Genomic DNA, 11,231 nt, shown 5'->3' with positions numbered 1-11,231 from the left:
GCAGAAGAAATGCTTCGCGCGCTGCGCATTCCATCGTGGACCGACGACAGGTCCTCGCAGCTCTTCACCGTTGGCGCGATCGTGCGCCTTGGTCATGAGCGCGTTCTTCTACGGCACAACGAGCTGTCACAGGTCTTCAGCTCCGTCATCGCTGACATGAGGCTGAACGTGGCCGCGCCGCCATGGTCGGATCCTCGATTGGTTTGGAAGCTCGCCGAGACAGGCAGGCCGCACAACAGATGGATTGCATGCCGAACAATGTTTGGTGATCTCCGGGGGCACCACAGGGTTGTGATCATTCAGCCATGATCGGTCGCTAGCAGGAGCGCGCGGAGTTCATACCGAGTTCATTTCGAGTTCCCTAGCGTTCGATCGCCAAGGGTTTTCGCTCCACGACAAACCTGCCCCTTCACGAGGAGACCTCCATGCCAGCATTGCTTCGTCCCGCCCTCACCGCGTTCGGCGTCGCGTGCCTCTTGTCCGCAGCATCGCTCGCCTCGTCCGGTTCTGCATTTGCGCAAGCCAAGCAGCAGGCTGCGCCGGCACAACAGACAGCACCGGCCCCGCAGGCCGCGCCCGCCCAGGCTCCGGCGCTCAAGCAGATCGCACTGACCGACAAACAGCTCGATGGCGTGCTCGCCGCGCAAAAGGACATGGACGCGATCACGGAGAAACTCCCCGAGAACACCGCGCCCGACCAGAAGGTGATCGCTCAGCTCGACGGCGTCGCCAAGAAGCACGGCTTCGCCGGCTATGACGACTACAACAACGTCGTCGACAACATCAGCCTGGTGATCGGCGGCTTCGATCCCGCGACCAAGAAATATGTCGGCCCCGAAGCCGTGATCAAGGCGCAGATCGCGCAGCTCCAGGCCGACAAGAAAATGCCGGCCAAGGACAAGAAGGAAGCACTCGACGAGCTCAACGAGGCGCTGAAGACGCCGGCACCGACAGTCGAGAACAAGGCCAATATCGATCTTGTCGCCAAGTACTACGACAAGCTGGTCGCAGCGCTCGGGGATGACGAGAACTGAGGAAGCTACTGGATCCTTGCAATCCGCAACGCTTTGCGCGGCGAGGATGAAATGTCGCCAGCCACAATCTCCACTGTCATGCTCCGCGAAAGCGGGGCATCCAGTACGCCGCAGCGGATGTGGTGAGAGCGAGCTCTCTCATGCCGGCCTCTGGAATACTGGATCGCCCGGTCGAGCCGGGCGATGACACCGTTGATGTGGCTCGACCTCGCGGCGACCTCGAAAAAATTGCAGCCGCGCCCAACAAAAAGCCCCGGAGACATCTCCGGGGCTTTTGTCGTTTCGGCCCTCGCAGCGCGACGCAGTTACGTCCGCGTCCGCATCCGCATCATGAAGCTGTCGAAGCTGAGCTCGGCGACCTGCATCCAGGCGAGCGAGTCGGCCCGGTAGGCGGTCAGGCTCGCATACATCTTGCCGAAATGCGGATTGCTCTTGGCGAGATCGGCGTAGATCTCGCCCGCCGCGCCATAGCAGGCCTCGAGCACTTCCTGGGGGAATGGCTTGAGGATCGCGCCGGCGGCGAGCAGCCGCTTGAGCGCGGGCGGATTGACCGAGTCGTACTTGCCGGTCACCCAGGTGAAGGTATCGAGCGAGGCCGCCGAAATCGCCGCCTGATAATGTTTCGGCAGCGCATTCCACTTCTCGAGATTCATGATGTTGTGGCCCTGGCCGGTGCCTTCCCACCAGCCCGGATAGTAGTAGTACTTCGCGACTTTCACGAAGCCGAGCTTCTCGTCGTCATACGGGCCCACCCACTCGGCCGCGTCGATCGTGCCCTTTTCCAGCGCCGGATAGATGTCGCCGGCCGCGATCTGCTGCGGCACGCCGCCGAGCTTCGAGATGATGGTGCCGGCGAACCCGCCGACGCGGAATTTCAGGCCCTTGAGATCGTCGACGGTCTTGATCTCCTTGCGGAACCAGCCGCCCATCTGGGCACCGGTCGAGCCTGTCGGAACGCCGATCGCATTATGCTCCTTCAAAAGATCGTTGATCATCTCCTGACCGCCATTCCACAACAGCCAGGAGATGTGCTGGCGGGTGTTGAGACCGAACGGCAGCGAGGTGCCGAAGGTGAATGCGGGGTTCTTGCCCCAATAGTAATAGAGCGCAGTGTTGCCGATCTCGACGGTGCCGTTCGAGACGGCGTCGAGCACTTGCAGGCCGGGCACGATCTCGCCGGCGGCAAAGGGCTGGATCTGGAAGCGGTTGTCGGTGATCTCGGCGACACGTTTGCAGAAATATTCGCAGCCGCCATAGAGCGTATCGAGTGATTTCGGCCAGCTCGCCGCCAGCCGCCATTTCACCTCGGGCATCGACTGTGCGATAGCCGGCGCGGCAACTGCACTCGCGGCCAGGCCCAGCCCCCCTGCCGTCAGAAACTTACGACGTTCCATGCGTCTCCCCTCTTCCTGTGATGTCGTGTCCTCGACGAGGGATCGCGATCTTGCGTCGCTTTATCTTCGCCGCTGGCCGACGTTTCTTGGCGTCCGAGATTTAGATGTCCCGGATCGCGCTCAGGATGACCAAAGGGGGAGCGCAAATCAAGCGCACTTTGGTTGCGCTATCGTCGCTGCCGTTCAATGCTGCGCTGCGAACGCGGCTTCCATGGCCTTTCGAACCTTCACCGTCTCGTTGCCCGCGTCGAACTCCACGTCGCTCCAGTGCACCACCGCGCCGTGCGCGACGTCGTGTTTCAGCTTCAGGCGATGCGCAAGTCCGATCGGCAAGGCGCCGGCCTTCAGGCTTGCTGCCGCCGGTACCAGCTTGCCCCACACGGTGTAGCCGCCTTCGCCGTCCAGCATCTCGCCCGCGCGCAAATTGCGCTTGGCGACCGCCGCGACGTCGCCCCGGAAGCCGCTGGCCTGGCCGGTCGGCTCGCCGCGCAGCGCGGCCGACAGCACCGAGATATTCAGCTCGAGCCCGATCAGATGATAGGGCTTGTACATTGCAGCATAGCGTCCGCTGGCGTCGGTCTTGAGTCCGTATTGCCTGAAGCAGTCGGCGGCGTAGTCGTTCGGCGCCTCCAGCACGACGTAGACGCCCCAGCGCAGGTCGCGAAACACCGGCCGTCCGTCGCGCTCGAGCGAGGAGACGACCTCCACCAGGCCCGCCCGATCCAGCACGCCACCGCGCGAGCGCGGCCGCATGATGTGCGGGAGGTCGTCGACGCCGCAGGGCGGAAACAGCAGTCCGTCCGCGGGTACGTCGAGGGCGCAGGCATTGGCGATCGCAGCCATCTCGATCGCCGATTTGGTGCCGTCGAGGAAGGAGTTGAACATCTGCGGGTTCATGCCGGCCGACTGCGCTTCGCCCGCGGTCAGGCCGTAATGCTGCCAGACGCCGTCAGGCGTCACGTCGTGATAGGCCGGCAGGTATTTTGTGCCTTTGCCGGCGGCGACGACGCGAAAGCCGGTGGCGCGGGCCCAGTCGACCATCTCGGCAGTCAGCGCCGGCTGGTCGCCATAGGCGAGCGAATAGACCACGCCCGCCTTGCGCGCCTCCTCGGCGAGCAGCGGACCGGCCAGCACGTCGGCCTCGACATTCACCATCACGATATGCTTGCCCGCCGCGATCGCGGCGCGCGCATGCTTGATCCCCACGGCAGGATTTCCGGTCGCCTCCACCACCACGTCCATCGCGCCGCCGGCAATGGCGCGCGCGCCGTCATCGGTAAAGACGGTTGCGGCGATCCGCTCTGCGCTCCAGCCGACCGTGCGGCAGGCCTCGCGTGCGCGGTCGCGGTCGATGTCGACGATGATGGGCACCTCCAGCCCCGGCGTGTGAGGCACCTGCGCCAGAAACATCGAGCCGAACTTGCCCGCGCCGATCAGCGCGACACGGACGGGCTTGCCGGCGGAAGCGCGGGCCTGGAGGAGGCGGAAGAGGTTCATGTTGCTATCCGATCAAGTATCGTGTCCCGGACGCGGTGCAGCGTGAAACGCTGCTCCGCAGAGCCGGGACCCAGAGAGAGTTATCCGTGCGGCGTGGGCCCCGGCTCTGCAGCGCATCGTCGAAGAGGCGCTGCGCTGCGTCCCGGGCACGAGACCTGTTTACTCCGCCGCCTGCCGCGGTGCACGGGCAAGCCGCAGCAGCGCGTCGTCGTCCACCGTCTTGATCGGGGCGAAGTCGCGATGGGCGATGTAGTCCGGCCGCGTGGGATTGCGGATGTAGTTCGAGACGGCGTTCAGCGTCAGGTACACGATCTTGCGTGGGAAGGGCGTGATGTTGCCGGCCGAGCCGTGCACGAGATTGCCGTGGAACATCAGCATGCCCCCCGGCTTGCCGGTCGGCGCGACGATGCCGCCCTCCTTCACCAGTCGCGTCACCGTCGCCTCGTCCAGTGTCCATAGCGGATAGGAGGTGGTGGCGAGGTCATGCGAGGCCTGGAGATCGCCGGCATTCTGGCTGCGCGGCACCAGCATCAGGGGACCGTTGATCGGCATCACCTCGTCGAGGAAAATCGCGATGTTCATGGCGCGCGGCTCCGGCATGCCGTCGTCGCGCTTCCAGGTGCCGTAATCCTGGTGCCATTGCCAGACATCGCCGGTGAAGGCCGATTTCGCGTTGATCTTGAACTGGTGCATGTAGACGGGCTCGCCGAACAGCTGCTCGACCGGGTCGATCATGCGCGGATGGGCGCCCAGGATACGGAACGCTTCGTTGTAGAGATGCGCGGCAAAAGCCGTGCGCGGCGCGCCGCTCTTCTCGCGCCAGACTTCGGGACGGTTGGCGTCGTAAATGCCGACCGCCTCGCGCGCCAGCAGATCGACCTCCTCCTGGCTGAACAGCTCGGGCAAGAACAGCCAGCCCTCGCGGTGGAAGAACTCCAATTGCTCCTGAGACAGTTTCATGGGCCGTTTCCTCCTGTTTTGTTTGTTTTTGTCATTCCGGGGCGCGACGAAGTCGCGAGCCCGGAATCCATTTCTCCACAGCTTCTGAGGCCCGATGGATTCCGGGTCGCGCTGTCGCGCGCCCGGAATGACGGCGTTTGTCGCTACGCCGCCGCCTCTTCGCTCGCCCTCAATCTCTCCTCAGTCATCCGTCCCGCCGTCTGCGCATGCGCCAGCGCGGCGGCTTCGGCCGCCTTCACGTCGCCCGCGAGAATGTGTCCGGCGATATCGGCATGTTCGGCCCAGGCGCTGCCGCGGTAGTCGAGCTCCGACAGCACCGTCGCCATCGAGCGGCGCATGTGCGGCCATTGCGGCGCAATGGTCTCCTCGATCACGGGATTGCCGGCGAGCTGATAGATCGCGCGGTGAAAATCCACGTCGAGCACGATCAATTCAGTGAGTGTCGTGTTGCGGTCGATGCCCCGCCCCGCGGCGAACGCAGCCTCCAGCCGTGCGCGTCCTGCCGCGTCGCTGGCGGCGCGCTTCGCCGCAAGCCGCGCGGCCAGCGCGTCGATCGCGCCGCGCACCTCGTAGAGTTGGCGGATGCGCGCGGGATCGAGCTGGGTGACCTCAAAGCCGCGCCGTCCGCTCTCGGCGACGAGACCCTGGCGGTGCAGCAGGTGCAGCGCATGCGAGACAGGCTGGCGCGAAACGCCGAGCTTGTCGGCGAGCTCGTTCTGCCGGATGCGCTGGCCGGGCTGAAGCGTGCGGTCGGAGATCGCCTCCAGGATCCGGGCATAGACCTGGTCGATCAGGTTCGGGAGCGGGTCGAGAGGGATCACGCCAGCAGCTCCTGTGAGGGAATACGGAATTCCGTATTCGAAGGTATCGCGGGAGGGGAGGGGCGTCAAGACGGGCTCCGCGCCCATGCCATGGCGCCCCGTGCTGCTCCACTAAGTCATTGATATTACTGTGCCCGTCTACTGTGCATGGGGTTGTTTTCGCAAAAAGGCGCCCGCCTCAGCCCTCCAGCACCTCCACCTCCAGCGCGGCGATTCCTTCCGCATCGGCCAGCGCCTCGATCCCGGCGATACGTTCGCCGTTGAACGTCACACGCAGCGCGATGCGCAGCTGTCCGCCGAGAATGACGGCAACGCCGATCTCGCCGTCGACGAGTGCCGTCCGTGCGGCCTGGGCGCGCCCCTTGTAGAGCTGCGCGACCGCATCCGCGCCGCGGATCTCAGGCAGCGAGCCGAGCCGCACCGCGGCCATATCGGCGCGGAAGACGACGTCGGGATCGAGCACGGCGAGCAGCCCCTCGAAATTGCCCTCGCGCGACGCCTTGAGGAAGGCATCGACGATTCCGCGCTGGCGTGACAGGTCGGTCTCGGGCACCGGGGCCCCCTGCACCCGCCGCCGCGCCCGGCTCGCGAGCTGCCGCGATGCGTCGACCGAGCGGCCGACGATCGGCGCGATCTCCTCGAAGGGCACTGCGAACATATCGTGCAGCACGAAGGCGAGCCGCTCCGCCGGCTGCAAAGTCTCGAGCACGACGAGCAGCGCCGCGCCGACGGAATCGGCCATCTCCGCCTCGCGCTCCCGCGCCTCGTCGACCGGCTCCGGCACATGCGGGCCCATCGGCTCCTCCTTGCGCGACTTCCGTGCGCGCAGCATGTCGAGGCAGATGCGCGCGACCACCGTCGTCAGCCAGCCGCGCAAGTTCGCGACATCGGACATGTCGTAGCGGCTGACCCGCAGCCAGGCCTCCTGCACGGCATCGTCGACCTCAGCGCCGGAGCCCAGCATCCGGTAGGCGACCGCGCGCAGATGATCCCTGCTGGCCTCGAACTGGTGGCTGAGAAAATCGTCTTCGAAATTTTTTTCGGTCATCGGTCACATTCCCTCGTCGCGATCCGTCATGCCCATGACGAAGCCAATCCGGCCGATGTGACCGGAACCTTCGAAATTCGAGCGATGGAGACGAAAAAGATGCACGCCCGCATGAATCACCCTGTCATGGTCCTCCCGGAGGCCATGAATGTCCTGCAGTCCCTCGGCAATCTGACCAAGCAGGGCCTGCCGGAAAAGCTCCTCGAACTGGTGCACCTGCGTGCCAGCCAGATCAATGGCTGCAGCGTCTGTGTCGACATGCATCCCAAGATCGCCCGCAGGCTGGGTGAGACCGACGAGCGCCTGTTTGCCGTGTCCGCCTGGCGCGATGCGCCCTATTTCACCGACGCCGAGCGCGCCGCGCTGGCGCTGACCGAGGCCGTCACCCGCCTCGCTGATCGCGAGGACCCGGTACCGGATGCGATCTGGAACGAGGCCGCCAAGCATTTCGACGAGCGCGAGCTCGCAACGCTGATCCTCTCGATTGCCGCCATCAATGTCTGGAACCGGCTCAACGCGGCGATCAAGATGCCGGTGGGTGTTTGGAAGGTGTGAGTGTCTTCCCCTCTCCCCGCTTGCGGGGAGAGGCGAAGAGAGCACCTACTCCGCCAAGAACCTGCTCACCGCCTCGCCGAACTCAAGCGGGGCCTGTTCGAACATCCAGTGGCCGGCGTTCGGAATCACCGCCGTCCGGGCACGTGCGATATGCTCGGCCAGCACGCGCCACATCACCGACAGGCTGCCCGTGGTGGCGCCGCCGCCGATCAGCAGCGTCGGCGTGCGGATCGCCTGCGCATCGCTGAGCGTGTAGGGCCTGCGCTGCTCGTTGATCTGGCCGAGGAAGGTCAGCGCGTTGTCGCGCAGCTGCTGCTTGGCCGCCGCGGGCACGCGCCGCCACGAGCCGTCGCCCTCGATGCCTTCGTAGAAATTCTGCAGCGCGCCCTCGATATCGCCGGCGCGGATCATCTCGACCGATCGCGCGGTGCGCGCGGCCAGCGGCGGATGCGCCGGCGTGCCTTCCGGCACCGGCAGGCTCGCGTCGAGATCGCCGCCGGGCTCGGCCAGCACCAGCTTTCGCACCAGATCAGGCCGCGCCTGTGCCACGCGAAACGCGATGTGTCCGCCGCGCGAATGACCCATCAGGTCGACGGGGGCGGGCCTGATCTGCTCGATGAAGGCGATCACATCGGCAACGTGCTGCGCCATCTTGTAGTCGTCGCCGACGGCATCCCAATGCGCGGGGAAGAAATGCCGCAGGCTGACCGAGATCACGCGATGCGCTTTCGATAGCGGGCCGAGCACCGAATACCAGGTGCGGAAGTCGCCGAGCGTGCCGTGCACGCAGACCAGCGGATGGCCCTCTCCGACGTCGAGATAGGCCATGTCGTAACCGTTGACGTGGAATGTCTGCATGGTCAGCTCGCCAGAAAATCCAGGACCACTTCGGAGTATTTTTGCGGCGCCTGCTCGAACATCGGATGCGTCGCGTTCGGGATGATCGCCGTTGTGGAATAGGGCACATGCGCCGCGAGCGCATGCAGCACCTTCGGCAGCAGGCCCTTGGTCCGCGCGCCCAGGATGAACAGCGTCGGCATCTTGATCGCTTCCGCATCCGCCTTCGAGAACGGCGGGCGATTGTCGCGGACCTGCCCGATCAGCGTATAGGCATTATCGCGCAAATTCTGCTTCACCAGGGCCGGCAGCCGCGGCCAGGTGCCGGAGCCCTCCAGCGTGTCGACGAAGACGGCGAGGCCGCCATCGACGTCGCCGGCGGCGATCTTCTCCGCGGAAGCCATGAAGCGCGCCAGGAGGGGCGAGGGCCCGCCGGCATAGTCGGGGTCGAGGCTCGCATCGAGCTCGCCGCCGGGTTCGGCGAGGATCAGCCGCCGCAACAGATCCGGCCGCCGCTGCGCCACGCGGAAGCAGATGTGCCCGCCGCGGGAATGGCCCATCAGGTCGACCGGACCGAGATCGAGCTCCTCGATGAAGACGACGACGTCGTCGACATGCTGGGCGATCGAGTAGGTGTCGCCGATGCCGTCCCATCGCGCCGGGAAGAAGTGCCGCAGGCTGACAGCGATCACGCGGTGCCGTTGCGACAATGGGCCGAGCACGCAGCCCCAGACCCGGAAGTCGTTGAGCGAGCCGTGCACGCAGACCAGTGGCGGTCGGCCCCTGTCTTCGCCCACGTCGAGATAGGGCATGTCGTATCCGTTGACGTGGAGGCTTTGCATTTCGGGCTCGCGAAGGGATTGGAACTCCTGTGCAAGATTCCCGGAAACCGGGTGGATCGCAACTATTTCCAAGCCTAGATTTGGTCTGAGATCACATTGGGGGCATGCGACGGGAACGCAAGCTCAGGAACCAAGCCATGACCGACCAGCATTTCGCCCTGTTCGACACCAGGATCGGCCTTTGCGCCATCGCCTGGGGCCCGCGCGGTATCAACGGCACGCAATTGCCGATGGGCGGCGAGCAGAAGATCCGCACCCGCATCAGCCAGCGCCACGGTGATGCCAGCGAGGCCGAGCCGACCGCCGAGGTGCAGCAGGCGATCGACCGCATGACAAAACTGCTCGCGGGCGAGCCGGATGATCTCACCGATATCGAGCTCGATCTCGACGGCGTGCCGGAGTTCAACCGCGGCGTCTATGAGATCGCCCGCGCCATCCCGCCCGGCAAGACTCTCACCTATGGCGACATCGCCAAGCAGCTCGGCGGCGTCCAGCTCTCGCGCGACGTCGGCCAGGCGCTCGGCCACAATCCGTGTCCGATCGTGGTGCCCTGCCATCGCGTGCTGGCGGCCGGCAACAAGCCCGGCGGCTTCTCGGCCAATGGCGGCGTGGTGACGAAGCTGAAGATGCTCGAGATCGAAGGCGCGCTGGTGAACCACACGCCGAGTTTGTTTGATTGAGGCGTCAGATCTTCGCCGCCGTCTTCGGCCAATACCGATCGCGTAAGTGCCGCTTCACCAGCTTGCCGGTGGGCGTGCGCGGCAGCTCGGGCTCGAAATCGATCGAACGCGGGCACTTGATGGCGGAGAGGCGGCCCTTGCAATAGGCGATCAAATCGGCCTCGAGCGCCTTGCCGGCGCGAGCCATGTCGTGCGGCTGCACGACCGCCTTCACCTCTTCGCCCATCTCCTCGTTCGGCACGCCGAACACAGCGACGTCGGCGACGTCGGGGTGGGTGATCAGCACGTCCTCGGTCTCCTGCGGGTAGATGTTCACGCCGCCGGAGATGATCATGTAGGACTTGCGGTCGGTGAGATAGAGGAAGCCCTCCTTGTCGAGATAGCCGACGTCGCCGAGCGTCGACCATCCTTTCGCGTTGTAGGCCTTCTTCGTCTTCTCGGGGTCGTTGTGATAGGTGAACGCTGGCGCGTCGGCGAAATAGACCGTGCCGATCTCGCCGAGCGGTTGCTCCTCGTCGTTCTCGTCCAGAATCTTGATCTTGCCGACCACGGCCCGGCCGACGCTGCCGCGATGCTCCAGCCATTGTTGCGAATTGCAGACCGTGACCCCATTGCCTTCCGAGCCCGCGTAATACTCGATCAGGATCGGCCCCCACCATTCGATCATCTTGGCCTTGACGTCGATCGGGCAAGGCGCGGCGGCGTGGATCGCGCCCTTGAGCGTGGAGACGTTGTATCGGTTGCGAACCTCGTCCGGCAGCTTCAGCATGCGCACGAACATGGTCGGTACCAGCTGTGATTGGGTGACCTTGTATTTCTCGACGAGCTTGAGGAATTCCTCGGCGTCGAAATGCTCCATGATGATGGAGGTGCCGCCGAGCACGACCGCCATCATGTTGAAGCGCAAGGGAGCCGCGTGATAGAGCGGCGCAGGCGAGAGATAGGTGCTCTCTGCGTTCATGCCGCACATGTCGGCGCAGAGCACGCGCAGGAAGGCGTTCGGCACGTCGATCCTGTTGCCTTCGAACGACTTCTTGATGCCTTTGGGGCGGCCGGTGGTGCCGGACGAATACAGCATGTCGTAGCCCGCGACCTCATCCGCAATCGGCGTGGTCGGCTGCGCTGCGGCCTCCTTGTCGTAGGAGCGGAAGCCGGGCTGTGGCTCGTCCATCATGTAGAAGATCGGCTCGCCGGCGGCGCCCTTGATCAGGCCCTTGATCTGGTCGGCGCATTTCGGCGTCGTGATCACGACCTTGGCGCCGCAATCGGCGATGATGTAGTCGATCTCGTCCTGCTTCAGATAACGGCTGATCGCGGTGTAATAGAGCCCGCTCCGCTGCGCGGCCCAGCACAGCTCCATGAAGGCGAGGCGGTTCTCCATCAGCAGCGCGATGTGGTCGCCGGCCTTGAGACCGAGCGAGCGGAACAGGTTTGCGCCCTGGTTCGAAAGCTCGTCGAGCTCGCGATAGGTGATCGCCTTGCCGGTCCCGGCCATCTGGTAGGCGATCTTGTCGGGCGTGGTGCGGGCGTGGATGGAGGGGTGGGTCATGTCGAGATCTCGCG

11 protein-coding genes are annotated in these 11,231 nt (G+C 65.0%); 3 read left to right on the top strand and 8 right to left on the bottom strand.

The genetic code is table 11. The features are described from left to right. Window positions 1-425: 425 nt before the first annotated feature. Window positions 426-1,034, top strand: a complete 609-nt coding sequence (locus AABA84_RS03530; protein ID WP_338311384.1) for a hypothetical protein — start codon at window positions 426-428, stop codon at window positions 1,032-1,034. 305 nt (window positions 1,035-1,339) lie between these two features. On the opposite strand, the gene AABA84_RS03525 is transcribed toward AABA84_RS03530, so the two are convergent. The 5 genes from AABA84_RS03525 to AABA84_RS03505 all read right to left on the bottom strand — a co-directional run bounded on the left by AABA84_RS03525 (window position 1,340) and on the right by AABA84_RS03505 (window position 6,754). Next, the gene (locus tag AABA84_RS03525; protein WP_212252601.1) at window positions 1,340-2,428 is read right to left on the bottom strand and encodes a TRAP transporter substrate-binding protein; all 1,089 of its coding nucleotides are present in this window, start codon (window positions 2,426-2,428) and stop codon (window positions 1,340-1,342) included. Between the two features lie 183 nt (window positions 2,429-2,611). Further along, the gene (locus tag AABA84_RS03520; protein WP_338311381.1) at window positions 2,612-3,925 is read right to left on the bottom strand and encodes an NAD(P)H-dependent oxidoreductase; all 1,314 of its coding nucleotides are present in this window, start codon (window positions 3,923-3,925) and stop codon (window positions 2,612-2,614) included. Window positions 3,926-4,084: 159 nt separating this feature from the next. Then, on the bottom strand, window positions 4,085-4,885 hold the full coding sequence (locus AABA84_RS03515) for a phytanoyl-CoA dioxygenase family protein (RefSeq protein ID WP_212252605.1): 801 nt from the start codon (window positions 4,883-4,885) through the stop codon (window positions 4,085-4,087). A gap of 143 nt (window positions 4,886-5,028) precedes the next feature. Then, window positions 5,029-5,706 carry a GntR family transcriptional regulator gene (locus AABA84_RS03510; protein ID WP_338311380.1) on the bottom strand — a complete coding sequence of 226 codons (678 nt, stop codon included), beginning with the start codon at window positions 5,704-5,706 and terminating at the stop codon, window positions 5,029-5,031. Window positions 5,707-5,884: 178 nt separating this feature from the next. Next, a complete protein-coding gene (locus AABA84_RS03505; RefSeq protein ID WP_338311378.1) occupies window positions 5,885-6,754 on the bottom strand; it encodes a sigma-70 family RNA polymerase sigma factor in 870 nt (289 codons plus the stop codon). Window positions 6,755-6,853: 99 nt separating this feature from the next. Here AABA84_RS03505 and AABA84_RS03500 point away from each other — a divergent pair, with 99 nt between their 5' ends. Continuing rightward, a complete protein-coding gene (locus AABA84_RS03500; RefSeq protein WP_338308846.1) occupies window positions 6,854-7,309 on the top strand; it encodes a carboxymuconolactone decarboxylase family protein in 456 nt (151 codons plus the stop codon). Window positions 7,310-7,354: 45 nt separating this feature from the next. On the opposite strand, the gene AABA84_RS03495 is transcribed toward AABA84_RS03500, so the two are convergent. Both AABA84_RS03495 and AABA84_RS03490 read right to left on the bottom strand, forming a co-directional pair. Beyond that, window positions 7,355-8,167 (bottom strand): alpha/beta fold hydrolase, encoded by an 813-nt coding sequence (locus AABA84_RS03495; RefSeq protein WP_338311376.1) that lies wholly within the window; start codon window positions 8,165-8,167, stop codon window positions 7,355-7,357. A gap of 2 nt (window positions 8,168-8,169) precedes the next feature. After that, window positions 8,170-8,988 (bottom strand): alpha/beta fold hydrolase, encoded by an 819-nt coding sequence (locus tag AABA84_RS03490; RefSeq protein WP_338311374.1) that lies wholly within the window; start codon window positions 8,986-8,988, stop codon window positions 8,170-8,172. A 137-nt stretch (window positions 8,989-9,125) separates the two neighbouring features. On the opposite strand from AABA84_RS03490, the gene AABA84_RS03485 reads away from it, so the two are divergent. Then, window positions 9,126-9,668 (top strand): methylated-DNA--[protein]-cysteine S-methyltransferase, encoded by a 543-nt coding sequence (locus tag AABA84_RS03485; protein ID WP_338311372.1) that lies wholly within the window; start codon window positions 9,126-9,128, stop codon window positions 9,666-9,668. Window positions 9,669-9,672: 4 nt separating this feature from the next. Here the strand turns inward: AABA84_RS03485 and AABA84_RS03480 are convergent, their stop codons facing one another. Further along, window positions 9,673-11,217 (bottom strand): acyl-CoA synthetase, encoded by a 1,545-nt coding sequence (locus AABA84_RS03480; RefSeq protein WP_212252615.1) that lies wholly within the window; start codon window positions 11,215-11,217, stop codon window positions 9,673-9,675. Window positions 11,218-11,231 lie beyond the last annotated feature (14 nt).

The sequence above is a fragment of the Bradyrhizobium sp. TM239 genome (assembly GCF_036247985.1).
In the GTDB taxonomy this organism is placed as follows: Bacteria; Pseudomonadota; Alphaproteobacteria; order Rhizobiales; family Xanthobacteraceae; genus Bradyrhizobium; species Bradyrhizobium ottawaense.
This window is presented reverse-complemented; position numbering and strand designations above follow the sequence as displayed.